The organism is Reyranella sp. (assembly GCF_004297405.1).
Classification (GTDB): Bacteria; Pseudomonadota; Alphaproteobacteria; order Reyranellales; family Reyranellaceae; genus Reyranella.
In genome coordinates this window covers 69,986-95,338 of the sequence record NZ_SCVC01000040.1, presented here as the reverse complement: position 1 = coordinate 95,338, position 25,353 = coordinate 69,986, and the positions used below count along the sequence as shown (strand labels likewise).

At 64.4% G+C, this 25,353-nt stretch carries 25 protein-coding genes; 9 read left to right on the top strand and 16 right to left on the bottom strand.

The genetic code is table 11. The features are described from left to right. Window positions 1–9 precede the first annotated feature (9 nt). From EPO50_RS25970 to EPO50_RS25955, 4 genes are all read left to right on the top strand, one after another. Entirely contained in the window at window positions 10–1,170 is a 1,161-nt protein-coding gene (locus tag EPO50_RS25970) for an acyl-CoA dehydrogenase family protein (protein ID WP_296349004.1), read from the top strand. Window positions 1,171–1,215: 45 nt separating this feature from the next. Continuing rightward, the gene (locus EPO50_RS25965) at window positions 1,216–2,034 is read left to right on the top strand and encodes an enoyl-CoA hydratase-related protein (protein ID WP_296349002.1); all 819 of its coding nucleotides are present in this window, start codon (window positions 1,216–1,218) and stop codon (window positions 2,032–2,034) included. 13 nt (window positions 2,035–2,047) lie between these two features. Continuing rightward, window positions 2,048–3,916: an acetyl-CoA carboxylase biotin carboxylase subunit gene (locus EPO50_RS25960; protein ID WP_296349093.1), complete on the top strand. Its 1,869-nt coding sequence runs from the start codon at window positions 2,048–2,050 to the stop codon at window positions 3,914–3,916. A 73-nt stretch (window positions 3,917–3,989) separates the two neighbouring features. Further along, the gene (locus tag EPO50_RS25955) at window positions 3,990–4,961 is read left to right on the top strand and encodes a tripartite tricarboxylate transporter substrate binding protein (RefSeq protein WP_296349000.1); all 972 of its coding nucleotides are present in this window, start codon (window positions 3,990–3,992) and stop codon (window positions 4,959–4,961) included. A 2-nt stretch (window positions 4,962–4,963) separates the two neighbouring features. Here the strand turns inward: EPO50_RS25955 and EPO50_RS25950 are convergent, their stop codons facing one another. Next, window positions 4,964–6,424 (bottom strand): amidase, encoded by a 1,461-nt coding sequence (locus EPO50_RS25950; RefSeq protein WP_296348999.1) that lies wholly within the window; start codon window positions 6,422–6,424, stop codon window positions 4,964–4,966. An 81-nt stretch (window positions 6,425–6,505) separates the two neighbouring features. On the opposite strand from EPO50_RS25950, the gene EPO50_RS25945 reads away from it, so the two are divergent. Then, window positions 6,506–7,360, top strand: coding sequence for an NAD(P)-dependent oxidoreductase (locus tag EPO50_RS25945; RefSeq protein ID WP_296348997.1), 855 nt, complete (start codon window positions 6,506–6,508; stop codon window positions 7,358–7,360). A 7-nt stretch (window positions 7,361–7,367) separates the two neighbouring features. Beyond that, entirely contained in the window at window positions 7,368–8,087 is a 720-nt protein-coding gene (locus tag EPO50_RS25940) for an alpha/beta fold hydrolase (RefSeq protein WP_296348994.1), read from the top strand. A 6-nt stretch (window positions 8,088–8,093) separates the two neighbouring features. Here the strand turns inward: EPO50_RS25940 and EPO50_RS25935 are convergent, their stop codons facing one another. The 4 genes from EPO50_RS25935 to speD form a co-directional block, all read right to left on the bottom strand. Further along, window positions 8,094–8,951, bottom strand: coding sequence for a CmcJ/NvfI family oxidoreductase (locus EPO50_RS25935; RefSeq protein ID WP_296348991.1), 858 nt, complete (start codon window positions 8,949–8,951; stop codon window positions 8,094–8,096). 100 nt (window positions 8,952–9,051) lie between these two features. Further along, the gene (locus EPO50_RS25930; protein WP_296348990.1) at window positions 9,052–9,405 is read right to left on the bottom strand and encodes a universal stress protein; all 354 of its coding nucleotides are present in this window, start codon (window positions 9,403–9,405) and stop codon (window positions 9,052–9,054) included. Between the two features lie 62 nt (window positions 9,406–9,467). Further along, complete coding sequence (gene speE / locus EPO50_RS25925; RefSeq protein ID WP_296348988.1) at window positions 9,468–10,310, bottom strand: polyamine aminopropyltransferase; 843 nt, start codon at window positions 10,308–10,310, stop codon at window positions 9,468–9,470. Beyond that, window positions 10,307–10,741 (bottom strand): adenosylmethionine decarboxylase, encoded by a 435-nt coding sequence (speD, locus tag EPO50_RS25920; RefSeq protein WP_296349091.1) that lies wholly within the window; start codon window positions 10,739–10,741, stop codon window positions 10,307–10,309. The genes speE and speD overlap by 4 nt, the downstream gene beginning before the upstream one ends. 1,130 nt (window positions 10,742–11,871) lie before the next feature. Between speD and EPO50_RS25915 the strand changes: the two genes are divergently transcribed. Continuing rightward, entirely contained in the window at window positions 11,872–12,285 is a 414-nt protein-coding gene (locus EPO50_RS25915; protein WP_296348986.1) for a hypothetical protein, read from the top strand. Here the strand turns inward: EPO50_RS25915 and EPO50_RS25910 are convergent. From EPO50_RS25910 to EPO50_RS25870, 9 genes are all read right to left on the bottom strand, one after another. Beyond that, window positions 12,276–12,791: a 2,4'-dihydroxyacetophenone dioxygenase family protein gene (locus tag EPO50_RS25910; protein WP_296348984.1), complete on the bottom strand. Its 516-nt coding sequence runs from the start codon at window positions 12,789–12,791 to the stop codon at window positions 12,276–12,278. The two genes, EPO50_RS25915 and EPO50_RS25910, sit on opposite strands and share 10 nt — an antisense overlap. A gap of 23 nt (window positions 12,792–12,814) precedes the next feature. Beyond that, window positions 12,815–13,573: an SDR family NAD(P)-dependent oxidoreductase gene (locus EPO50_RS25905; protein WP_296348982.1), complete on the bottom strand. Its 759-nt coding sequence runs from the start codon at window positions 13,571–13,573 to the stop codon at window positions 12,815–12,817. Further along, a complete protein-coding gene (locus EPO50_RS25900; protein WP_296349089.1) occupies window positions 13,574–14,293 on the bottom strand; it encodes an ABC transporter ATP-binding protein in 720 nt (239 codons plus the stop codon). It lies immediately after the preceding gene. Beyond that, window positions 14,286–15,017 (bottom strand): ABC transporter ATP-binding protein, encoded by a 732-nt coding sequence (locus EPO50_RS25895; RefSeq protein WP_296348980.1) that lies wholly within the window; start codon window positions 15,015–15,017, stop codon window positions 14,286–14,288. The genes EPO50_RS25900 and EPO50_RS25895 overlap by 8 nt, the downstream gene beginning before the upstream one ends. Next, window positions 15,014–15,931, bottom strand: coding sequence for a branched-chain amino acid ABC transporter permease (locus EPO50_RS25890; protein ID WP_296348978.1), 918 nt, complete (start codon window positions 15,929–15,931; stop codon window positions 15,014–15,016). The genes EPO50_RS25895 and EPO50_RS25890 overlap by 4 nt, the downstream gene beginning before the upstream one ends. Then, complete coding sequence (locus EPO50_RS25885) at window positions 15,928–16,800, bottom strand: branched-chain amino acid ABC transporter permease (RefSeq protein ID WP_296348975.1); 873 nt, start codon at window positions 16,798–16,800, stop codon at window positions 15,928–15,930. Before EPO50_RS25885 ends, EPO50_RS25890 begins: the two co-directional genes overlap by 4 nt. Before the next feature lie 41 nt (window positions 16,801–16,841). Then, window positions 16,842–18,041, bottom strand: a complete 1,200-nt coding sequence (locus EPO50_RS25880; protein WP_296348974.1) for an amino acid ABC transporter substrate-binding protein — start codon at window positions 18,039–18,041, stop codon at window positions 16,842–16,844. A gap of 115 nt (window positions 18,042–18,156) precedes the next feature. After that, complete coding sequence (locus EPO50_RS25875) at window positions 18,157–19,332, bottom strand: iron-containing alcohol dehydrogenase (protein ID WP_296348972.1); 1,176 nt, start codon at window positions 19,330–19,332, stop codon at window positions 18,157–18,159. Window positions 19,333–19,341: 9 nt separating this feature from the next. Then, on the bottom strand, window positions 19,342–20,085 hold the full coding sequence (locus EPO50_RS25870; protein WP_296348970.1) for a dienelactone hydrolase family protein: 744 nt from the start codon (window positions 20,083–20,085) through the stop codon (window positions 19,342–19,344). Between the two features lie 74 nt (window positions 20,086–20,159). On the opposite strand from EPO50_RS25870, the gene EPO50_RS25865 reads away from it, so the two are divergent. Both EPO50_RS25865 and EPO50_RS25860 read left to right on the top strand, forming a co-directional pair. Continuing rightward, the gene (locus tag EPO50_RS25865) at window positions 20,160–21,365 is read left to right on the top strand and encodes a CaiB/BaiF CoA-transferase family protein (RefSeq protein ID WP_296348968.1); all 1,206 of its coding nucleotides are present in this window, start codon (window positions 20,160–20,162) and stop codon (window positions 21,363–21,365) included. A 10-nt stretch (window positions 21,366–21,375) separates the two neighbouring features. After that, complete coding sequence (locus EPO50_RS25860; protein WP_296348966.1) at window positions 21,376–22,230, top strand: SDR family oxidoreductase; 855 nt, start codon at window positions 21,376–21,378, stop codon at window positions 22,228–22,230. 240 nt (window positions 22,231–22,470) lie between these two features. Here EPO50_RS25860 and EPO50_RS25855 read toward each other — a convergent pair whose 3' ends face one another. Beyond that, on the bottom strand, window positions 22,471–24,165 hold the full coding sequence (locus EPO50_RS25855) for a VWA domain-containing protein (RefSeq protein WP_296348964.1): 1,695 nt from the start codon (window positions 24,163–24,165) through the stop codon (window positions 22,471–22,473). A gap of 56 nt (window positions 24,166–24,221) precedes the next feature. Beyond that, window positions 24,222–25,340 (bottom strand): AI-2E family transporter, encoded by a 1,119-nt coding sequence (locus tag EPO50_RS25850; RefSeq protein ID WP_296348962.1) that lies wholly within the window; start codon window positions 25,338–25,340, stop codon window positions 24,222–24,224. Window positions 25,341–25,353 lie beyond the last annotated feature (13 nt).

The window sequence follows — 25,353 nt, the reverse complement described above, 5'->3', positions numbered from 1 at the left end:
GAGCGCGCCATGCAGTTCACACAGGAACATGACGAGATCCGCCGCACGCTCCGGGCGATCATCGACAAGGACATCAATCCGCATGTCGACAAATGGGAAGAGGACGGCATCTTCCCCGCCCATCAGGTGTTCAAGAAGCTGGGCGATGCCGGCCTGCTCGGCATCAACAAGCCGGTCGAATACGGCGGCATGGGGCTCGACTATTCCTACGCCATGGTGATGGCCGAGGAGTTGGGCCACATCAACTGCGGCTCGGTGCCGATGGCGATCGGTGTGCAGACCGACATGGCCACACCGGCACTGGCGCGCTACGGCAGTGATGAGCTGCGCAAGGAATTCCTGACGCCGTCGATTGCCGGTGACTATGTCGCCTGCCTCGGCGTCTCGGAAGTGGGCGCCGGCTCGGACGTCGCCTCGATCAAGACCACGGCCCGCCGCGTCGGCGGCGACTGGGTGATCAACGGCGGCAAGATGTGGACGACCAACGGCACCCAGGCCGACTGGATGTGCCTGCTGGCCAGCACGGGCGAGGGTCCGGTCCACAAGAACAAGTCGCTGATCTGCCTGCCGATGAAGACCAAGGGCGTCGAGGTCGTGAAGAAGCTCGACAAGCTCGGCATGCGCAGCTCCGATACGGCACAGATCTTCCTCGATGATGTGAAGGTGCCGGTCCGAAACCTGATCGGTCAGGAAGGCATGGGCTTCGTCTACCAGATGCAGCAGTTCCAGGAGGAGCGGCTGTGGGGCGCCATCAGCGCCGTGGTCGGCATGGAGCGGCTGATCGACCAGACGATCGAATACACGCGCGAGCGCAAGGTGTTCGGCCGCCCGCTGCTCGACAACCAGGTGATCCATTTCAAGCTCGCCGAGCTGCGCACCGAGGTCGAACTGGTGCGGTCCCTCTGCTATCGCGCCTGCGAGGAGTATCTCGACGGCACCGACGTCACGATGCTGGCCTCGATGGCCAAGCTCAAGGCCGGTCGCATGGTGCGCCTGGTGACCGATGGCTGCCTGCAATACTGGGGCGGCGCGGGCTATTTGTGGGAGTCGCCCACGGCACGCGCCTTCCGCGATTCACGCCTCGCCTCGATCGGCGGCGGCGCCGACGAGGTGATGCTGCAGATCATCTCCAAGCTGATGGGCACCCTGCCCCGTCTGGAAAATCGCTGACCTGATTCGCCGACCTGGATCGCTGACACAAGTTTGGAGCTCCCAATGGCCGAGTTCGCCGACAAGTACGAGACCCTCCTGCTGCATCGCGATCGTTCACGCCTGCATGTCACCCTCAATCGCCCCGACGTGAAGAATGCGCTGAACCCGACCCTGATCGGCGAGCTGCGCAGCGTCTTCGAGATCCTGCGTGATCGTCGCGACATCAAGGTCGTGGTCCTGCGTGGAGCCGGCGGCACCTTCTGCGCCGGCGCCGACCTCAAGAACATGGAGCAGAGCTTCACCGAGAAGCCCAAGCCCGGCGAGAAGGACCCGATCGCGGTCTGGAACCGCCAGTTCGGGTCGTTCCTCGAGATGATGAACACCAGCCCGCAGGTCGTGGTCGCCGCCGTCGAAGGCTTCGCCATTGCGGGTGGTTTCGGCATCCTCTGCGTCTCCGACGTCGCGATCTGCACCGAAGGCGCGGGCTTCGCCATGAGCGAGACGGCGCTCGGCATCGTGCCGGCACAGATCGCGCCTTTCGTCGCCGCCCGCATCGGCGTGCCGCAGACCCGGCATCTCACCCTCACCGCAGCTCGCTTCAAGGGTCCCGAAGCGCTGCGGCTCGGCATTGCGCACTATCTCGTGGCGGACTCCGCAGCCCTCGATGCCAAGCTGGAAGAGATCCTGAAGCAGATCGACAAGTGCGCGCCGATCGCCAACGCTCTCACCAAGCAGGTCGTGATGAAGGTCGGCAGCGAGCCGCTGTCGTCGGTTCTCGACTTCGCTGCCGACAAGTTCGCCGAAGCGCGCCGCGGTCCTGAGGCTGCCGAAGGGCTGCGTGCTTTCGCCGAGAAGCGGCCGCCGCGTTGGGCGGTAGAATGAGGACGGTCGCGTGATGGGCTTCACCAAGGTTCTGGTCGCCAATCGCGGCGAGATCGCCTGGCGCGTGATGCGCACGGCCAAGGCGATGGGCTATCGCACCGTCGCAGTCTACTCCGACGCCGACAAGGAAGCGCCGCACGTCGCCTTTGCCGACGAAGCCGTCCGGGTCGGCCCACCGCCTGTCGGTGAAAGCTATCTTAGCATCGACCGCATCCTGGAAGCCGCCCGCAAGAGGGGCGCCGATGCGATCCACCCAGGATATGGGTTCCTCTCGGAGAACGAGGCATTCGCAGCGGCGTGCGAGAAGGCTGGCATCGTCTTCATCGGCCCACCGGCCTCGGCCATCGCAGCCATGGGCAACAAGGCCGCCGCCAAGCGGCGCATGATCGAGGCCAAGGTCCCCTGCGTGCCGGGCTATCAGGGCGCCGACCAGAGCGACGGCAACCTCGAGAAGGAAGCGCGCAAGATCGGCCTGCCGGTCATGGTTAAAGCCGCGGCGGGCGGTGGCGGCCGCGGCATGCGGTTGGTCGAGCACGACGGCGACCTGCTCGAAGCGATCCGCACGGCACGCACCGAAGCCGAGAGCGCCTTCGGGTCCGGCGAGTTGATCCTGGAAAAAGCCGTGGTCGATGCCCGGCATGTCGAAATCCAGGTCTTCGCCGATGCGCACGGCAACGTCGTCCACCTCGGCGAACGCGATTGCTCGGTGCAGCGCCGCCATCAGAAGGTGATCGAGGAAGCACCCTCGCCCGCCGTGGACGCCGATCTGCGCCGGCGCATGGGCGCAGCCGCCGTTGCAGCCGCAGAAGCGATCGGCTACCGCGGCGCCGGGACGGTCGAATTCCTCCTGGGCAGTGATGGTGTGTTCTATTTCCTGGAGATGAACACCCGCTTGCAGGTCGAGCATCCGGTGACGGAAGCGATCACCGGGCTCGATCTCGTCGAGTGGCAGCTCCGTGTCGCCCGCGGTGAGAAGCTGCCGCTGACGCAGGATCACATCACGTTTGCCGGACACGCCATCGAAGTGCGCCTCTATGCCGAGGATGCCTATGGTGGCTTCCTGCCCCAGACCGGCCGCATCGATGTGTGGCGGCCCGCAACCGGCCCCGGCGTGCGCATCGACCATGGCATGAAGGACGGGCTTGCGATCTCGCCCTTCTACGATCCGATGATCGCCAAGGTGATCGCCCATGGCGCCACGCGCGAGGAAGCGCGAACCCGCCTGATCCGTGCACTGCGCGAGACTGTCGTGCTGGGTCCGACGACCAATCGGCATTTCCTGATCCGCCTGCTGGAGCATCCCGAGTTCGCGGCCGGCGAGGCAACGACGGCCTTTCTCACGAAGCACGAGTTCCCAGGTCCTGCGATCAGCGATGCGCATTGGACGGCGGCGGCGAACCTCCTGTGGCAGGCTTCGGCGGAACACTATCCGGCCCCATTGCGCGGCTGGCGTAACTCCAATCCCGAGCCGACGCCGATCCGATTGGCGGCCAATGGCGCGGAGCGCCTGCTCCATGTCGACGGAATTCGGCCTCCCCACGAGATGCCTTTCCATATCGACGGCGACGATATCGTGGTCGATCTCGATGCCTTCACCGTGCGCTTCACCGACAAGACCTATGCCCCGCCCGAAACCGCCGCAGCGGGAAGCGACGGCAAGCTGCGCGCCCCGATGGATGGCCGCATCGTCTCGATCAAAGTGGCGCCCGGCGAGCAGGTGAGCCGCGGCCAGACCCTGGTCGTGCTCGAAGCCATGAAGATCCAGCACCAGCTCAAGGCGGCCCTTGATGCCAAGGTCGAGGCGATCTCCGTGCACGAGGGCCAGCAGGTTTCCAACCGCACGGTGCTGGTCACCATGGCGCTCGATCCCCCTGCGCATTGATATCGCCACGATGGCGTTGAGGGCATCGGCCCGCTAGGCTCCCTGCCAACGAGAAAGTCAGGGAGGATGTGCGATGTTGCGTAGAAGTGCGCTCGCCATGCTGGCGGTGGCGGCAGCGAGCCCGGCGTTCGGCCAGGCCTATCCGAACAAACCGATCAACCTCATTGTTCCCTTTTCCGCCGGTGGGCCGACCGACGTGATGGCACGCATCGTGGGTGAGCGCATGTCCAAGGAGCTTGGCCAGCAGCTGATCATCGACAATGTGACGGGCGCCGCGGGATCGATCGCCATGGGCAAGCTCGCCCGCTCTGCGCCCGACGGCTACACAATCGGCATCGGCCATCTCGGCACCAACGTGGTGAACGGTGCGATCTACAAGAACCTGAACTACGACCTGCAGAACGATCTGCTGCCGGTCGCCCTGCTGCCGTCCAATCCGCTGCTGGTCGTCACCTCGAACCAGGTTCCGGCGAAGGACTTGAAGGAGCTCGTTGCCTATCTGAACGCCAATGCGAGCAAAATATCGGGCGGCACGGCAGGCATGGGCTCAGGCTCCCATATCGGTGCGCTGGCCTTCTTCGCCGTCACCGGCACCAACTACCAGCTCGTGCCCTACCGCGGCACCGGCCCGGCGGTACAGGACCTGATCGCCAATCAGATCCAGATCATGATCGATCAGTCCTCGAATTCCCTGCCGCATGTGCGCGCGGGCAAGCTCAAGGTCTATGCCGTGACCGCCAAGCAGCGGACGGCGGCCGCGCCCGATATCCCGACCACGGCCGAGGCCGGCTTCCCCGGCATCGAGGTCGCGATCTGGCACGGCCTCTGGGCGCCCAAAGGCACGCCGCGTGACATCATCGACAAGCTGAACGCTGCGGCGGTCGCCGCCCTCAAGGACCCGGAGATCCGGCGCAAGCTCGAAGATCTCGGCCAGGACATCCCGACGCCCGCCCAAATGCAGCCTGACGCTTTCGCAGCCTTCCAAAAGGCGGAGTTCGCCAAATGGAAGCCGATCATCGACAAGGCCGGCGTCAAGGTGGAATGATCTCAGTCCTTGTAGTCTGGCGGCACCGGACAGGGTGGTAGGAGCTTCTCAAGCGCCTTGGCGATACCGAGAAGCTTCGCCTCCCCCCAGCGCTTGCCGACGAGCTGCAGCCCGATCGGCAGGCCTTCGCGGGAGAGGCCGCACGGCAGCACTATGGACGGCTGGCCCGTGAGGTTGGCCAGGAAGTTGTAGGACGTGCCGGCAAAGAAATAAGGATGGTCGACGCCGTCTATGCTGAGCGGCTGGCTCTGCGGCTGACGGATGAAGGCCACGTCCGGCATCACCGGCATCAGCCAAGCATCGTAGTCGTCGAGGAAGGCCTCGCAACGGCGGATGAGCTGATCGCGGCGGTCGAGGACAGCGAAGAACTGCCCGAGATCGAGGCGTGAGGCCCGCGCTACCGATCTCGTCGATGGGTCCTTTGACTGATCCCTGCCGAAGAAGCGCTCGCGCTCGCCGAGCGGCTGCAATGCACGGATCAGGTATTGGAAGAGGTCCGACCAGTCGTCCCAGGCCTGCTGCCAGTCCAGCGCCTGCGGCGAGACGTGCTTCACCTTGGCCCCTGCCTTGGTGAGCAGCCGGGCAGTCGTCTCCACGACCGCTCCCGTGTCGGCGGAAACCGTGACCAGCGGATTGCTGGTGAGGACGGCGATGCGCAGCCCCTTGGCCGACAATTTGGGCGTCGGCCCGAGAGGCACGGGCGGGGCTTCGGCTTCGTGGCCGTCGGGACCGGCAATGATCCGGAGCGCCGTCTCGAGGTCGTCGACCGAGCGGGCCAGCGGACCGAAGGTCCCCATGTAACGCACGGTACGCGTCATGCCAGGCAGGTCCGGCACATGGCCGTGCGAGGGCACGCGCCACTCCGTGGGCTTCAGCGAGAAGATGCCGTTGAAGTGTGCCGGGTTGCGCACCGAGCCGCCGATGTCGCTGCCGAGTTCCAGCGGCGACAGTCGCGCTGCGACGGCGACGGCACCGCCGCCGGTCGAGCCACCCGCCGTGCGGCGCGCATCCCAGGCGTTCTTGGTGGTGCCGAACAGAGGGCTGTCGGTCTGAAAGTCAGCGCAGAGTTCGGGCACATTGGTCTTGCCCAGGATCACCGCGCCCGCAGCGCGCAAGCGCGCCACGATGCTGGCGTCGGCCTTGGCGATATTGTCCTTGAGCGGCGGGTGGCTGGAGGTCGTCGGTAGGCCGGCGATATCGAAGGCCTCCTTGATCGTGATCGGCACGCCGTGCAGCGGACCGAGCGTCGCGCCCTTTTTGCCCGCCTTGTATGCCTTGAGCGCGCGGTCGGCCGCCCGCGCCGCCTTCATTGCACCTTCCCGATCGACCAGGACTATTGCATTGATGGGACCGTTCACCCGCGCGATCCGCTGCAAGTGCGCCTCGGTCACTTCGACGGAACTCAATCGCCCGCTGCGAATAGCGCGGGCGAGCCGCGTGGCGGTTTCAAAGCACGGATTCAATGCATGCCTCCCTTGAGTGAGGCGACACTAGCGGCCTCAACTAGGTCCGGCTATAGAGCCCAAAGATTTCTTGGGGGCGCCATGAGTTTGGGTAACAAGACCCTGTTCGTGACCGGCGGCAGCCGTGGCATTGGACTGGCGATCGCGCTGCGCGCTGCGCGCGACGGCGCCAACGTCGCGATCGCGGCGAAGACCGTGAAGCCCGATCCCCGCCTGCCGGGCACGATCTTCTCGGCGGCCGAGGACATCGAGAAGGCCGGTGGCAAGGCCCTGCCCCTCGCCTGCGATATCCGCGACGAGCAGAGCGTCGAGAAGGCAGTCGCCGAGACTGTCGCGAAGTTCGGCGGCATCGACATCCTGGTGAACAATGCCAGCGCCATCAGCCTGACGGGCACGCTCGCCACGCCGATGAAACGCTACGACCTGATGCACCAGATCAACGCGCGCGGCACGTTCCTGGTCTCGCAGAAGTGCGTCCCGCATCTCGAGAAGGCCGCCAACCCGCACGTCCTCAACCTCTCGCCGCCGCTCGACTTCGACGTGAAGTGGTTCGCCAATCACGCCGCCTATACGCTCGCCAAGTACGGCATGTCGGTCTTCGCCTGGGCGATGGCCGAGGAGTTCAAGGACAAGGGTATCGCCTTCAATTGCCTGTGGCCCCGTACCGGCATCGCGACGGCAGCAATCCAGAATATTCTAGGCGGAGAAGAAGGTATGAAGCGTTGCCGCAAGCCCGAGATCATGGCCGATGCGGCTCATGCGATCTTCTGCCGACCGGCGCGGCAATGCACCGGCAACTTCTTCATCGACGACGAAGTGCTGGCAGCCGAAGGCGTGACGAACTTCGACCAGTATGCGGTCTCACCCGGCACGCCGCTGATGCCTGATTTCTTCGTGCCTGCTCCCGGCGCGCGTACCGTCGTCGGTCGGGGTTAAGCGGATCATGGCGACATTTCTACTGGTACACGGCGCGTGCACGGGTGGTTGGTCCTGGGAGAAGGTCGTGCCGCTCCTCGAGGCCAACGGCCACAAGGTCTGCGCCCCCGATCTCCCCGGCCTCGGCAAGGACCAGACTCCGCCGGCCGTCGTGACCTTGGCCGACAATGTCGAAAAGCTCGCCCGCCTGCTCGACAAGATGGACGACCAGGTCATTCTGGTCGGCCATTCGTTGGGCGGCATCACGATCAGCCAGCTTGCCGAAGCGCGGCGACGCAAGCTGAAGGCACTGGTCTACCTCTGCGCCCTGTTGCCGACCTCGGGCAAGTGCGGCCGGGACATGACCAACCTCGAACCCGATGCGATGTTCCGGCTGTCCCGCCAGGTCAGCCCCGATGGCAAGACTTACACATTCGCGCGCGACAAGCTGCCTGCCCTCTTCTACTCCGACGTCTCGCCGGAGGACCGCTACAAGGCAATGGAGCGGCTTCGGCCCCAGCCGCTTTCGATCTCGACCACGCCCGTGACGCTCACGGAGGACCGATTCGGTTCGGTGCCGCGCTGGTATATCGAGTGCACCTTCGACAATGCGATCCGCATCCGGCTGCAGCGCGAGATGGTCAAGATGACACCGTGCAAGGTGATCACGATGGAATGCGGGCACTCGCCGTTCTTCAGCAATCCCGAGGAACTGGTCGAGCACCTCGAAGCGATCGCGAACTCGTAGTCCCGTTCAGTCGAAGAAAGCGAAGGCCCTGGCCTCGATGCTCTGGCGCGGCCTCGCATTGGCCGGCGACGTCGGATCGTCGAACGCTGAATGCAGCGAGAAGCGCGCCCGACCATCCTTCAGCGAGTCGTAGCACTTGATCAGGATGGCCTCGTCGCGCGTCATCGCCGGGAAGTAGCACCAGCGGTGATCGGCGTTGTAGACGCCCTGGTAGATCTCACCGGTGCGGTCGGCATAGACCAGGTCGCAGATAGCGAGATCGCGCGGTGCCATGCTTTCGGAATCGACGAAGCCCAGTGGCGCCATCTCGATCGGCGCTTGGTCGATGTTGCGCCACACATTGTACTCGGCGAAGCGCTTCTTGAGCCGTACCTCGGCTTCGTCGGCGGGGAGCAGATCACGCACCCTCTGAGGGCCTGACTTTTCGGTGTAGTCGTTGTGCACACTGCGCACTGGAGTACGTAGACCACGCTCCACCGCGCGATCAGCCGTGCGCACCGTATGATCGAAGACCACGACCTTGGCCGCGCCGGTTTCGCGCTTGATCAGCGCCTCGACCTCGGCGTGATATCTGGTGCGTACCTCCTCTTCATCGAGGAAGTCACGGACCTCCGTATCATGATGCGTCAGGATAAACGCCTGGCGATCGAGCGAGAGATCGCGCACGAATGGCCGGGCGTCGTGAATGCGCACCACGAAGTCGCGGTAGTTCCCTTCACGTCGCGGCAGCCCCGTGCCGAGCGGCGGATTGTAGGTGACCGGCTTGATGCTGAGATCGGCCAGGTAATTGACCGGCGCCTCGACCCAGGCCGCCATTGGCGGACGAACGAGATTGGTGGAATCGGCAGCTCTGACGTCAGGCATGATCGCACCCGTGACTGGTTTGCCCCTCTGACATCGTCAGGGAACTACAGCGTTCAAGAGCTGGAATCTCATGAGAAGACCTCATGAGGGTACAATAGAATCAGCTCCTGACGAGCAGGGTGTCGCAGGGCACTTCGTGCCTGATCGACTTTGCAGCGCAGCCGACAAGGACGTCCACGATCGCGTTGCGCCCGCTTGATCCGAGGACGACCAGATCGACTTCCTGGTCCTCTACGTAGTCGCGCAGCAAGGAGCCTGGAGCGCCGTCCTCGACAAACACGCGAGGTTCCCGCCAGCCGGTCTTTGGCCTGGCGACCGTCTCTAGGAAGGCCTCGCACTCCCGCGCGGCCACTTTCCGGTACTCCCTCCGATAGGACGCCGCGTTTGCCACCAACCCGGACACTGGAGCGCTATAGGCGTGGAAGACTGTCAGCGTCTGTTCTGGGAAGCGCACGATCGCCGCGAGCGCTGAGATCTGTCGCCAGAAGTATCCTCCTCGGCGGCGCGTCCATACAGCTAGGTGCGCCCTTGCCCGAATACCGGCGCCATGGTGAAGGCAGCTCGGTGCACTTCCGGTCGATAGTAGCGGGTCTTGCCCTCCAGCGGGCGAAACTGTTCCTGCAGGATCTTCTTCGGAGGTCGCAATGCCTTGCCGGACGAGCCGGCGGCAACGAGCGCCAGCGCGCCCGCCGCGTAGGTCGGCACCGGCGCGAGGAAGGGCTTTGCCGTCCCGAAGACGCCCGCCAGACGATCGCAGACGTTTGCCAACGGCTCCGGCTGATGGAACCCAACACCGCTTTGCACCACAACGATCCCGCCGGGAGAGAGCCGGCTTCGACAGCGACGATAGAAAACCTCAGAGAAAAGCTGCTCGCCGGGCCCGATAGGATCGGTCGAATCTATGATGACGACATCGAAGTGCGACTCCGTCTCGGCGATGTACTCGATGCCATCGCTCACGATTACCGTGGAACGTGGATCGGAGAAGGCTCCGGCCGACACGTCCGGAAAAAACCGTTGCGAAAGCTCGATGACCTCGCGATCGATCTCGATCAGGACGACCTCCCTGACTGGGTGCTTGAGCACTTCCCTGAGCGCGCCCCCGTCCCCACCACCGATGATGAGTACCCGCTCCGCCAAGCCATGCGCCATCAGCGGCACGTGCGCGATCATCTCATGATAGATGTGGTTGTCCCATTCGGTCAGCTGGATGACGCCATCAAGCACGAGAACTTTGCCGAAGAGCCGGTTCTCGAAGATGAGGACATCCTGAAAAGCGGTCCGGCCGTGGTGCAAAACCCGATCGACCGACAGCACCTGTGAATGGTGATCGGACGACTTCTCCAGGAACGACCTCACGGCATCACTCCCCGTCTGTGCTCGGAAATCGTCAGCATCCCCGGCAAGAAGGCACGCTTGAGCATCTCGACCGCCTTGTGGGGTTGCGCATCCCCGCACATGAAGACGTCCACTGCCGCATAGGCATGCTCCGGCCACGTGTGGATCGAGATATGACTTTCGGCGAGCACGGCCACGCCTGTGATCCCACCGTTGGGCGTAAAGGAATGCAGGTCGATGTTGAGGAGAGTGGCACCTGCAGCGTCTGCCGCCTTGCGTAGCGCCGCGTCCACCGCATCGATGTCATCGAGGTTGGATGCCTGCCAGAGATCGACGATGAGATGGGTTCCGGCGAATCGCATGCCGTCCCGCTCGATGAAGTGGTCGTGGTCGAGCGCAGGTTCATGCGAAACGTCGTGGCCGTTGGCGCGTTCATTCCGAAGCGTCGCCATGCCGACGCGAACGACTTTCTCCATTCAGTTTTCCCTCCTACGCAGGGACCCTGCTGATGAACGTAGACAGAGAGAGGCATCAGGCGCGTCGCCGATGCCGGATGCGGCATCGGCTCAGGCTGCACTCGGTCCAGGATCGTCGTCGCCATCGTGACGACGCGGGTCGACCTTCTGATCAGGCACAGGAAGCTCGGTGGCGCGCTTTTTCGCGGCCGTCTCGATTCTGGCTTTGGGAATGAGCGTTACGACGTTGTCCCGAGCTCCCTCCATCCCGGATCTGCTTTGCGCCCGCAGAGCCTTGTCGTCTGTTCCGGATGTCATGTGCCACCTCCTCTGCGATGGACGTTCCTGCCTTTAGCCTGCGCGGGCCCGCGCGCGACGATCCACTGGCGAGTGCAACTCGCGAGCGCGAAATCCGAATGTGTCAGAAAGCGTCGTTCCGGCCGCTTCAGCGAGCCCGTCACACCAAGATCAGCGTATTCGGTTGTCTTGGTGTTAGTTTCCCCGAGCCCGGGATGCGACGACGCGCGATGAGCTCGGGGCTAGATGCCCGCGATCAGATTGCCCGTACGGCAAAGGAATCGACAGTAAGTCGGGAACCTCAGCATGATGCCGACATACGTGGGATACTTCGCACAGGAAGTCAAACACGGCGGGGCGTCGATGGGGCCGTCGCAGCGATGACCGGCCGGGCGCATTCAAAAGTGTCCTGCGCCGGAAGAACGACGTCTCTGCCATCGTCGCCGCGACCATCTCCCCTGAAGAACTCGACCCGGCCGAAGCACCAAACACACCGAATGGCCGCACGCGGCACGTCGCGATTGCAGTCGTAGCAGTACAAGCCCACAAGCCGAGCGACCACGCTCCCCCTCCATCACGGCGCCGCATGTTCGTACGCCGACACAACGATCGTATTGTTGCGAGAAGACCCGGGATGGAGCGGACGTCAGAAGGTCGCGAACCCGTCCCGGGAGAAGGCATGCGCCTTATTGGGCAGCCTCATCTGATGAGCATTGGTTCGCGCAGACATGGTTCGCAATGTGGTGGCTTGCTCACCGAATTCAAGTTGGCTGCGACGCGCGGTTCGTCGCTTTGACTTGTTAGCGACCGCTCTCGATGATGCTCCCACAATGCTCAAGAACGATGAGCGTCCCGGCATCACGGTGACAAGCGAAGACCTCTCCGTCCTTTCCGAACTCGTTCGCGAGGCGATTGCCGCCGGCCGCTACGTTTCGGCGTCACGTTTGGCCGACGAGTTGCATCGTGCTCACATCGTCCGCGGGGCGGAGGTGCCAGCAGATTGCCTGACGCTCCATGTGCCGGGGAGCTATCTCGAAGAACGAAGCGGTGCGATTCACGACGTGACCCTGGTGACGAGCAGCGGTCGGCGGTCGCTTGGTATGATCTCCGTTCTCAGCTCGGTCGGCACGGCACTGCTCGGCCTGTCCGTCGGGCAGCGCATGTCGTGGCTCGATTCGCAAGGGACACCGCGGGCCGTGCGACTTCTGGAAGTAAGAAGCGGCAAGACCGCTTTTCAGCGATAGAGCTTGTCGATCAGGGCCGAACCCAGACCGACCTTGTCATAGTGCGCCTTACAGAGCGCGATGTACTGGTGGACGTCGAAGTAGCCATCCGGATCGCCCTTCTCGTCCAGCCAGACCAGCGGGCCTTTGACGATGAAAAACACCTTCATCGGGTCGGGATGGTCGTAGGCCACCAGCGTGTGGGCCTCGCCCGGCGTCTCGTAGATGAAGTCGCCTTTGGTGGCCGTCCAATCATGCTCGAGATACCCCCACTTGCCCGAGATCGTGTAGGCGAAGACCTCGTGCGGGTGATAGTGCCGGTTCACCAGCCCGGCGGCCTTGGCCATCAGGATGTCGCACCATTTGTTCTGGCTGGGCGAGATCCAGAGCGGTCGCGACGACACAGTCTCGGTGAAGGGCACGTAGTAGCGCTCGTCATCGGTCGCCGCGTCGGCGGTATAGACCTCCGGCAAGGCATCGGGCTGGAAGACCTTCTCGATGGGCTTGAGGTTGCGCCAGAATTCCATCCCTTCCTCCTTTGTCGTTTCTTTCAGATGTGCATGCCGCCGTCCGCCATCACGACGCTTCCGGTCGTGAAGGAGCTCTGCTCCGAGGCCAGGAACAGCACCGTGCGCGATACCTCCTCGGCGCTAGCGTGCCGGCCGAGCGGGATGACCGAATCGAGAAACTTGCCCGCGTCGGTGCCCAGTGCCTGGGTGAGCCCGCTCTCGACTTCGCGCTGGAAGTCGTTGTCGATCGGTCCCGGCGCCACAACATTGACCCGGATGCGCCGGGGTGCTGCTTCCTTGGCGACGGTGCGCATCAGTCCGATCAGGCCATGCTTGGAGGCTGCATAGGCCACGATGCCCGGATCGCTGGTGACACCCACCACGCTCGACGTCATGACAATGCTGCCGCCGTCGCGCATCTGCGGCAGCCCATACTTGCAGGCGAGGAAGGAGCCTTTGAGGTTCACCGCCATCACCGCGTCGAACACCTCTTCGGGGTATTCCGTCACCGGACGGATGACGCCGCTGATGCCGGCGTTGCTGAACAGCACGTCGATCGGCCCCCAGCGGGCGACCGTGGCGTTCACATAAGCTGCCGTATCGCGAGCGTCGGCGACATCGGCGAGCATGGCGGTGGCCCGGCCCTCCGGCAGATTCTTGAGCGCGGCACTCAGCCCGTCGCGATCGCGATCCACCAGCATGACGCGGGCGCCCTCCTCGACGAAGCGCCGCACACTTGCGAGGCCCAGGCTGCCGGCCGCGCCAGTCACAATGCAGGTCTTGTTCTCGAGGATTCCCATCTAGCCCTGCCTTGTGCCGCCGAGATAAGCACGTTGGACCGCCGGATCGCGGGCCAGGTCGGCCGCCCTCCCTGCACCGACGACCCTGCCATTCTCGATCAAATAGCCACGATCGGCGATGGCCAGGCTGCGCTTGGCGTTCTGCTCGACCAGCAGCACGGAGATGCCGTCGCCGCGAATACGCTCCAGTGCGCGGAACAGTTCGCCACAGAGCAGCGGCGAAAGACCGAGCGAGGGTTCGTCGAGCAGCAGGAACTCGGGCGCCGACATCAGCGCCCGGCCGATGGCCACCATCTGCTGCTCGCCGCCGCTCATCGTCCGGGCCGTCTGCTCCAGCCGCTCGGCCAGTCGCGGGAACAGCGCCAGGACGCGGGCTCGATTGCGGTCTTCGTCGGCGCGGGCACGGCGGGCGAAGGCGCCCAGCAGCAGATTCTCGCGCACTGTCAGCTCACCGAAGATGCCGCGTCCTTCCGGCACCAGGGCAAGGCCTGCTTCGACAATGGTGTGGGCGGGCAATCCCACCAGCTCGCGCCCGCCGAGCGTCACCCGCGTGCCTGTACCGGGACGCTGCAGACCGGCCACCGCCTTCAGAACCGAGGATTTGCCGGCGCCATTGGCGCCCAGCACAACGACGATCTCACCGGCCCCGACCGTCAGGCCAACATTATCTACGGCGCGATGCCTGCCGTACTGGACGGAGAGATGGGCGACCTCAAGCATCGCCATCGTCTCCGAGATAGGCGCGCACGACCTCGGGATCGGCCAGCACCTGTTGCGGCGGGCCGGACGCAATCAAGCGGCCCGTGTTCATAACCAGCAGGCGACCGCAAAGGGAGCGGATGGCATCCATGACATGCTCGACCAGCAGGATGGTGATGCCCTGTCCGCTGAGGCTGCGGATCAGGGCAATGCCCTCTTCCAATTCGGTCGGGTTGAGGCCGGCCAGCCATTCGTCGAGCAGCAGTAGGTCGGGCTGCAGCGCCAATGCGCGGGCCAGCTCCAGCCGCTTCTGGTCGATGTAGGTAAGTTCCCCCGGCAGCGTATCGCGCGCTCGGCCGAGCCCCACCCGGTCGAGCAGCGCATCGGCCGTCGCCCGTGCCGCAGTTCCCCAAGCACGGCTGCGGCCGAAGGCAAGGCCGGTCAGGACGTTGTCATGGCAAGAGAGTGACGCCAGAGGCCGGACAAGTTGGAACGTCCGGGCGACGCCCAGCCGTGCAATCGTGTGCACGGCACTCCCGCTGATCGACTGCCCCTTGAACGCAATGCTGCCTGCATCGGCCTTGAGCGCACCGGACAGCAAGTTCAACACCGTGGTCTTGCCCGATCCGTTGGGGCCTAGCAGCCCCACCACTTCTCCAGGTTCTATAGAGAAGGACAGCGCGTCCACCGCCACGAGCCCGCCGAAACGGCGCGTCAGCCCCTCGACCTGCAGAAGCACGCTCATGCCGGCCGCCGCACGGCCTGCTCGACCAAGCCCGCAATGCCGCGCGGAATGGCGTAGACGATCAGGATGAAGACCAGCCCGACCATGATACTGAAATGGTTCGGGAAGCGCGCCAGCAGGAATTCGAACAGCAGGGCCAGCGGCACGACGCCCAGTACGGGGCCATAGAGACGATGGACGCCGCCCAGGAGCGCCATGATCAGCACGGTGAAGGACACGACCGGATTGAAGGCAATGGCGGGATCGATGTAGGTCCAGCGCGGCGCCATGATGGCACCCGTCAGGGTCATGAAAACGGTGCTCAACACGAACAGCGCGACCTTGGCGCGCGTCGTGTCGATGCCGGTGTGCCGCGCCACCGTCTCGTCGTCGCCGATCGCCCGCAGGGCCAGGCCGAGGCGGGAGCGGCCGATCAGGAAGCCGGCCACGAAGACCAGAACGGCCAACGCCAGCAGTTGCCAGTAGATTTGCGCAGCGGTGATGTCGGTGAACACATAGCGGCCCAACGTGCGGGTCTTGTTGACCTCCCACCAGGTCACGAGCTGGCGGACCAGCTCGGCGAGGCCGAAACTGAAGATCACGAAATAGACGCCCGAGAGCCGGAGCGTCGACAGGCCGACGACCGTCGCAACCACAACGCCGACACCGGCCGCGATCGCCAGCACCGCAGGCCATGGCAGGGTCTCGGCGAAGACGGCCGTGGTGTAGGCGCCGATGCCGAAGAAGGCGACGGTCGCCAACGATACGTAGCGCGTCGGCCCGGAGAACAGGCTCCAGGCCGTTGCCAGCACGGCATAGCTCACGATGTTGATGGCAAGCGACAGACCATAGTCGCCGAAGAGGAACGGAACACAGGCCAGGGCCGCGGCGGTGAAGGCACCGCCCAGAATCGAGAGGGTCTCGCGGCGGCTCATCGGCTTGACCGGCCGAGCAGGCCCTGTGGCCGCACCAGCAGCACGATCAGGAAGATCGCGTAGGTCGCGGCCAAGGTCAGGCCAGGGTCGATGAACACGGCAACGTAGTTCTCGACGAGGCCAAGAATCAAGCCCGCGATCAGCGCGCCCAAAAGGTTACCGACACCTCCCATGATCACCACGACCAGGGCCTTCAAGGTGAAGACCACGCCGAGGTTGGCGTTGAAGGTGAGGAACATCGAGACCAGGACACCGGCCGCGGCGACCAGTGCCCCGCCCAGGGCGAAGGCCAGCGCCGACGCCGTGCGGACATCGATGGCGACGAGTTGAGCCGCCACCGGATCGACAGCCACGGCCCGTACGGCCGTACCGAGCCGGGTGCGCGTCAGGGCTAGGTAGAGGCCAAGCCCGATCACCACCGCCAGCACCAGCGCCAGCAAGCGATTGGCCGCGACCGTGGCACCGGCGATGTTCAGAGGGATGCTGAGGAAGGAGTAGCTGTAGTAAGCACCGCCGAAGACCGCCAGCATCACGCCCTGGATCACGAACAGCAGCCCGAAGGTCGCCAGGATGCTGTCGACCTCCAGTGCGTCGCGGGTCTTGGCCCGCCGCACCAGGGGCTGCAGCAGGATGCGATAGATGGCATAGCTCAGCGCAAAGGCGAGCGGCGGCACGACCAGCAGGCCGAGCAGCGGGCTGAGCGCCAGACCGGAATAGAACCAGAGAGCTGCAAACGCCGCAGCGATCAGCAGCTCTCCGTAGGAAAGGTTCATGATGCGGGCGACGCCGTATTGCAGCGTCAACCCCATCGCGACCAGTGCATACATGCCACCGAGCGTCACGCCGGATAGCGTCACTTCGAGCAGCATCGGCGCTTACCTGCCGGTCTGGTGTCCTTCTCCGGGACTCACTACTTCCAAGGCGCCTTGGGTACCGTCGGCGTGCCGACGCCCGGACGCTGCGGAGCAACACCGACGAAGAAGCCGTCCTGCCACTGACCGATCAGCCAGTAGTTGTCCTTCATCTGGTTATCGACCAGCTTCACCTTGCCCAGCACCGTGTCGAAGGTGCCGGTCTGCAGCTCCTTGATGATGGCGGCGCGGTCGATCTTGCCGACCCGCTCGATGGCCTGCTCGAGCATCTGCAGCGAGGAGTAACCGATCTGGCTGCCCCAGCGGTCGGGTCCGCGCTTGAACATCTCCTCGTGCTTCTTGGCGTAGGCCGCTGTCGAGGCATTGTCCTTGGACCAGCCACCGAGCGACATGATGCCATCGGCATTGGCGCCAAAGCGCTGCGGGTACATCGGGAAGCCCACGCCGACGCCCAGGAACATCACCTTGGGTGCATAGGAGGCGACCTTGGACTGCTCGGTGAGCGCCATCGTATCGGGCGGATAGGAGAAGGCCACGAAGGTGTCAGCGCCCGAGCGCTGCGCCTCGCCGATCAGCGGCGAGAGATCCTGCGTGCCGATCGGGTAGCTCTTGTCGTAGGCGAGCTTGAAGCCGGCATCGCCGAAGCTCTTGCGCGCGGCCTGGCTGAGATCGATGCCGAAGCCGTCGGCAATCGAGATCATCGCGATGTTGGGGCCAATCTTGCCCTCGTCCCGCATCTTCTTGAGAAGATCGGCCAGCGCATCGACATATTGCTTGCTGGTCCCCAGCAGCCAGAAGCTGTTGGGCCAGCGCTTGGCGAGCTCCGGCGCGCGATCGGTCACCGCGCTGAAGGTGAGCTGCGGATAGCCGTATTTGTTGAACACCGGGCCGACCGCGAGGTTGAGGCCGGTGCCCCAGGGTGGAAACAGGAGATCGACCTTGTCCTGGGTGACCAGGCGTTCGACGGCGCGAACCGCTTCCTCCGAGTTGGACCGGTCGTCGTATTCTACAACCTCGATCGGCACTCTCTTGCCGCCGATCATCAGGCCGCCTTTGCCATTCACCTCCTTCACCCACATCTCGTAGTTCGGGATCTGGGTGATGCTGGCGCCACCGGCATTGGGGCCGGTCTTGGAGATGGCGTAGCCGATCTTGACCTTGTCCTGCGCCGAGGCCGGCGCGATGGCGAGCATGGCCGCGGCCGAAACCGCGAGCGCGCCCAAAGCCATTCGCATCATGGCGTGTCCCCTCTTGCTAGCGTTTCCTCTTGTCTTTTCTGTCTTGCTTATACGAACGCACGCTACTCTGGAGTGACTCCAGACTATATCGTTTGGGGACCAAATCAATTCTGATTCAGGCAGCCAGTTCGAGAATCTCCATCACCTGATCCGGTCCCGCGATCGACCGTGGATTGTTGAGAACGGCGCGGTCGTGCATCGACTTCTCGGCGACCTCGCGAAAGCGATCCCGCCCGACACCGACTTCCGACAGCCGCCCTGGCAGGCCCAGCGACTTCACCAACGCTTCGACCAGATCGCCAGCCGCAGCGTCGGGTTTGCCGAAAGCCTCGCCGACCCGCTTCTGGCGTTCGGCATTGGCCGGCAAGTTCCAGCGCAGCACCGACGGCAGCATCACGCAGGAGGTGTGGCCGTGCGGCACATGGCAGGCGGCGCCCAGTACGTGGCCGATGCCATGGCTTGCCCCGACACCGACGCCCGACGTGCCCGCGCCGATCGACAGCCACATGCCAAACTGCAGGTCGAGCCGCGTTTCCATATCGTCGGGCTTGGCCTTGTGCGCCGGCAGAGCGCGGGCCAGGAGCTTCAGCGCTTCCGTCGCCGTGCCCAGCACGAAGGGATGCGCCTGCTGCGAACACAGCCGCTCGACCGCATGGTCGACCGCCTTGAGCCCGGTCGAGAGCATGAGATCCATCGGTGTCGCCAGAGTCGCGGCAGGATCGAGCACGATCACCCGGGGCACGATCAGGCGGTGACCGAAGCTCTCCTTGATGCCTTTGCGCGGGTCCGTGATGCCGGCAAAGGCGTTGAATTCCGCGGCCGAGAGCGTCGTCGGCACCGCGATCATGCGAATGGCGCCGGCTGGTGGCTTGATCGCTTCGGCGGGCGGCGCGGCCCCCTCCTTCGGCTTGCCGGCCCGGTAGAGATCGAGATCGTCGACGGCCGTGGCGTTCTGCCAGAGCGCGATCAGCATGACCTTGGTCGCGTCGATCACCGAGCCACCGCCGACCGCAACGATCAGGTCGGCGCCGGCTTCGCGCGCCCTCGCCGCGCCTTCGATGACGCAGGGCCGTGGCGAATGCGCCGTGATACCCGCATAGACACCAGCATAACGATCGCCGAGATCGCTGATCACCGAAGCGAGCAGCGCACTCTGCGCCACCGACTTGGAGGTCGTGACGAAAACACGCTTGGCCCCGAGGCGCTCGGCTTCGGCCCGCAGCGCCGCACCTGCCGGCCGGCCATAGACCACACGTTCGATATCTTGATGCCCGTGAATACCGTTCAGCATGACGCTCCCCTAACCGGTGTGCCGGCGATAGAGCGCCAGCATGCGTTCGTAGTGTTTCTCTCGCGCCGCTTCGTGAAGGTTGCCGCGATCGGAGAAGGCATAGCCGTGATGCGTGCCCAGTTCAGTCTCCACCCTCGACGGAAAGGGCGCCGATGCCAGCAGCGTCTCGAAGTTGGCCACCTCCGACAGAGGCACGTAGGTGTCGTACTCGGCGAAGGCGTAGTAGCCCTCGGCCTTGATGCCTCCCAGCATCAGGTGCGGCGAGTCGGGCTTGTCGGTGATCAGGCGCGTTCCGTAGTAGGACGCGAAGCAGGCGATGCGATCGGGATGCTTCGCCGCCGCCGCCGTCACGAAGGCGCCGCTCATGCAGTAGCCGACCAAGCCAACCTTGCCGGGCCGCGCATCAGGCAGCGTCGGCAGCACGTCGAGCACGGCGCCGGTATCGGCCGCGACCTTGGCGTTGGAGATCGACGCGACCATGGCGAACATCTTCTTCATATTCGCCTCGCCGTCGGGGTGATTGCGCGTCGGCCCCAGGACGAATTCGCGCGTGGTGCGATAGTAGAGGTTTGGCAGCAGCACGTAGTACCCGGACTGCGAAATGCGGCGGCAGATCTCGCGCAGGCCCTCCCGCACGCCCGGCGCATCCATCAGCATGAGGACAACCGGGAGCGGCCCACCGTCGTCGGGTCGCACCGTATAGGTGTTCATGGCGCCATCTTGCGTGGCGATATCAAGCTCGCGTTCGATCATAGCCGGACGGTACCGGCCTGCACGGGCATGGTCTATAACCCCGCCTTCCCTACGAAGTTGAGGAGTGGAACGAGATGCCCAAGGCCAGTCGTGGCGCCCTGGAAGGCCTGAAAGTCATCGACCTGTCGCGCGTTCTGGGCGGCCCCTATTGCGGCCAGATGCTGGCCGACCATGGCGCCGAGGTGATCAAGGTCGAGCCGCCACAGGGTGACGAGACCCGGCTCTGGGGTCCTCCGTTCGACCAGGAAGGCATCTCCGCCTACTTCGCCGGCATCAACCGCAACAAGCGCACCATCGCCCTCGACCTGTCCAAGCCCGAAGGCCGCGACGTGCTGATGAAGCTGCTCGAGACGGCCGATGTGCTGATCGACAACTTCAAGACCGGCACGATGGAGAAGTGGGGCATCGGTTATGCCGACACCCTCTCCAAGAAGTTTCCGCGCCTCGTCCATGCCCGCGTCTCGGGCTTCGGCGCCGACGGTCCGCTGGGTGGCTTCCCGGGCTACGACGCGATGGTTCAGGCCTCGGCCGGCCTCGTCTCGGTCAACGGTTCGCCCGAAGGCGGCCAAGTTCGCATCGGCGTGCCCGTGGTCGATCTATCGACCGGCATGAACGCCACCATCGGCATCATGATGGCGCTCTACGAGCGCAACCGCTCGGGCAAGGGGCAGTTCGTCGACGCGACGCTGTACGACAGCGCCATCGCCCTGCATCAGCCGCATGCGCCGAACTACTTCATGGCCGATCTCAAGCCAAAGCTGGTTGGCAACAGCCATGCGAGCTTGGTGCCCTACTCCAACTTCCCCACCAAGACCCGCAACATCGTCGTCGGCGCCGGCAACGACGGACAGTTCCGCAAGCTGACGCAAATGCTGGGCAAGCCGGAGCTGGCCGACGATCCGCGCTTCAAGACCAACAAGGAACGCGTCGCCCATCGCGCCGAGCTGGAGGCCGAACTACGGGAACTCCTGAAGGACCGCGACGCCAACGAGTTCTCCCAGGAACTGATGAAGGGTGGCGTGCCTTCCGCTGCCGTCCTCGAAGTGCCCGACGTCATGGAGCACCCGCATACCAAGCACCGCGGCATGGTGTGGGAGAAGGATGGCTGGCGGAACGTCGGCAATCCCGTGAAGCTCTCGCGTACCCCGCCTGAGGTGCGCACCAAGCCCAAGAAGTTCGGTACCGACACCAAGGCCGTGCTGGCCGAGGCGGGCTACTCGGCGGCCGAGATCGAAAAGCTGGTCTCTTCCAGCATCGCCTTCACCGAAATCAATAAGTAGAGCGCGCACGATGTTTCAATCCGACCTGCTGAAGGGCAAGCGCATCCTGGTCACGGGTGGTGGCACGGGCCTTGGCCGCTCGATGACGCATCGCTACCTCGAACTCGGCGCCAACGTCGTGATCTGCGGCCGTCGCGAGGACCTCCTGAAGGAAACGGCCGCCGAGCTCGCCAAGGAAACCGGCGGCGAGATCGAGACCGTGGCCTGCGACGTACGTGTGCCTGATGCCGTCGAAGCCATGATGGACACGATCTGGGCCAAGCGCCCGCTCGACATCCTGGTGAACAACGCCGCCGGCCAGATCCTGGCACAGACCCACAAGATGTCCTCGCGGGCGATCGATGCCGTCCTCGGCATCGTGCTGCACGGTTCGGCCTATTGCACCGTCGCGGCCGGCCGTCGCTGGATCGACGCTGGCGAACGCAACAAGGTGGTGATGTCGATCCTCACGGTCTCCTCGCTCACCGGCGCGCCGTTCACGGTGCCGTCGGCCATGGCCAAGGCGGGTGTGCTGGCCATGACCAAGAGCCTAGCCGTCGAATGGGGACCCAAGGGTATCCGCACCTGCGCCATCGTGCCCGGCCCCTTCCCGACCGAAGGTGCGTGGAGCCGGCTCATGCCCAAGGAGCGCGGCGGCAACGAGGACATGACCAAGGCCATCCCGATGCGCCGTGTCGGCGAGCATATCGAGCTCGCCAATCTCGCGGCGTTCCTGGTGAGCGACGGTGCGGCCTACATCAACGGCGATGCCGTGGTGATCGATGGTGGCAAGATGCTGCAATCGGGCGGTGGCGGCGCCAACACCTCCGCCATGCTCGACTGGACAGACGAACAGTGGGACGCCATTCGGCCGAAGAAGAAATAGGTCAGCGCCGCTGTCTTGATTGTCCACCGGTGCCAGACCTACCTTTCCTGAGAGGATAGGGAGGTAGGTATCGCCTATGGATCCACCTAACCGGAACGGGTGACGCGGCACCGGAAGCCCGCGAGCCATTTATCCCGGCAGCCGCGAGGAAAGCAGGCAGGCCAAACTTCCTGAACGGGAGGGGATCATGTCCCGAGCGAACCCCGTCCGCCGCAAGCGGGCGGGGTTCTGTTTTTGCCGTCAGGGCAACGTGATCTTCGTCACCGTACGCTGGCCGGCGGCGATCTCGAATTCCGCCTCCTTCCTGGCGTCGCCCTTGATCGCAACCACGACATACTTGCCGGCTGGCAACGCGAAGTTACCGAACGGTTCATAGAGCGTGGTGACGTTCGTGCGCTCGCCGTAGATGTCGCGGCCAGCACCCTTGATCTCGATCGTGTCGACGCCGGGTGCGTCGAAGGCAGCAATGCCAGCATCAAGTGGAAACTCGATGTCGAGCCGCTGACCTGCCCTGATCTCGAACTTGAACGTACGATCGACAGCATCCGACTTGATGTGAGCGCGGTAAACGCCAGCGGCCAGATCGAACTTGGGCGCACTGTCATAGGCGTTGATGACGGAGGTTTCGTTCTCGACCGGCTCGGCGCCGGCAAAGATCTCGATGAACGGATCGCGCAGCGCCGGCCCGCCCTTAGCGAAGAAGATCGAACCCTGCATGCGGCCGACGCCGGCCACGATCTCGATTGCCGTCGTGTCACCAGCGGCGACCTCGACATCGCGCGCGAGCTTTGCGGCCCCCATGGTCATCGACACCGCGTACTTGCCGGCCGGAACAATGGTCGACGTCTCGGCATCGTAGGAGTTGAACACGATCGACCCGTCGCTCTTTGCCGTGACCTCCCAGAATACGTCGCCCTTCTGGTTCTCGTCGGCGGTTCGCTTGGCGCGGAGCGCGAGACGGCCCGCATTCAGCACCACGTCGAGGCGGTTCATCTTGTTGGCCTCGACCTTCGCCGTCGTCTTGTATTTGACGGAACCGACATCGACCTGGACCAGGTATTCGCCTGGCGCGAGCTCCGCCTCTATCTGGCTGTTGTTGGATGTCTGGACATATTCGGGATCAACCCCGCGCGGGGCGGGCTTGTAGAAAACCCAGACGATGTAGTCCTTACCGACCAGTGGATCGTCGCCTTCGGCAAGCCGGACCGACCCTTCGAGGTTCCACTCCGGCTTGGGTTCGGCCTTCGGTTGTGCCGGTGGAGGTGGCGCCTTGACGGGCGCCTTCTGGCGGGCGGCCTCGACTGCCTGACCAATTGCCTTGCCGAGTTCACCGGCATTGCCGGCCGACAGAGCGAGGCCGCCGGTGGCGGCTGCCATGCACTCGAGCTGCTTGGCAGCCTGTCGGTCCTGAATGTCGAAGCCTACGGTATGCACAACCAGCTTCACATCCGCCTTCTTCAGCTCGGCTGCCACCGAACATGGATCGGCCTTGCAGGTCTCGACACCGTCCGAAACAAGAATGACGCTGGTCAGTCCTTCGTTCGACTTGAGCTGCTCCGCCGCCATTTTCACGGAGGCGGTCATCGGCGTCATGCCTTTGGGGGAAATGCCGTTTACCTGCGCCATCAGCGCATCGGCATCGACCGGACCAACCTGCCTCAGAACCTCGATATCGCCGCAGTCACCCTTGCGGCGATGGCCGTAGGTCACGAGACCGAGCTGGTCCTGCGGTCGCCAGTCCTTCAGGAGGGAACGGATGGTTTCGCGCGCCACCTCGATCTTGGTCTGGTTGCCCACCCTGCCCCACATCGAGCCAGAAGCATCGAGCACCAGAAAGACGCGGGCGCCATCCGGTGCCTGGGCCAGAGCAGGACCACCACTCCAGAAAACGAATGCCAGAACACTACACAAGACGGCGACAAGACGACGGACCATGCAACTCCCCTAAAGAGGTGCATGACTATACACGGGCGCGGTACGACGTACGGCCGTCAGCTGCGTCGGTCGAGAGCTTCAACCTTCGGGGAAGTATCCTCGCCGTTGATGTGGTGGCCGCTGGCGATCCAGGCCGTCACCAGATCGTAGAACACCGCCAGCACGACGGGGCCGACGAACAGCCCGATCAACCCGCCCGCCAGGGTCCCGCAAATCACGCCCGCCAGAATGACGGCCATGGGTGTCTGCAGACCTCGCGCCATGAGGATCGGTCGAAGCACATTGTCGAGCAGAAGCAAGGGCACCGTGTAGGCGGTGAATAGCACAGCCACCAGCACCGGCTGCTCGAACCATACCCAGATGATCACGGGGATCATGATGATGTTGGGGCCGACCTGGACGATCGCCAGCACGAGGCAGACGAAGGTGATGGCACCGGCAAAGGGGACGTCGGCCAGCAGCATGCCGATGCCCAGCAGGGCCGATTGCAGCAGGGCGACGCCAATCACCCCCTGTGACACATTCCGAATAGTCGAGCCGGTGATCTCGACAAAGTGCCGGCCCCGCGCATCGGCGATACGGCCGGCCAGCCCGCCCACCGTTTCCGCGAGCTTCTCTGCATAGGCGAGCAGGACGCCTGCCACGATGATTGCACCGGCAAACTGCAACACCTCAAAGAAGACCCCGGCGGCGATCCGGCCGACCCAGCGGCCCAGCGAGGCGATCTCGCCAACATGGGAGGCCAGCAGGGTCCGAATATCTGCTGAGCCGTGCTTCCAGAAATCGTAGACCCGTTCGCCCACCAGGGGCCAGGCGCGGACTGATTCCGGCGGTGGTGGCACGACGTGATCGCCGCGCAGCAGCATCTGCGCGTAGGCGTTGAGTGTCTCGATAGCCGAGCCCGCGAGAACGATGACGGGCGTGAGCAGCAGCACCAGCAGCAGGAGCGACAGCACCGCCGCGGTCAGGCCGCTGCGCAGGTGGAGGCGCCGGCGCATCACCCTAAACAGGGGAAAGACGGCCACCGCGAGGATGATGGCCCACAGGATCAGGGGCGCCACCGGCCGCAGGAGCAGCAGGCTCACATAGACCACGCCGGCAATCAGGGCGATGCGGATCGCGAGGTCGATCGTGAATTTCGATACCTCTGCCTTGCCCTTTTCCGTCTCGAGCATCGCCGTCTCCCCC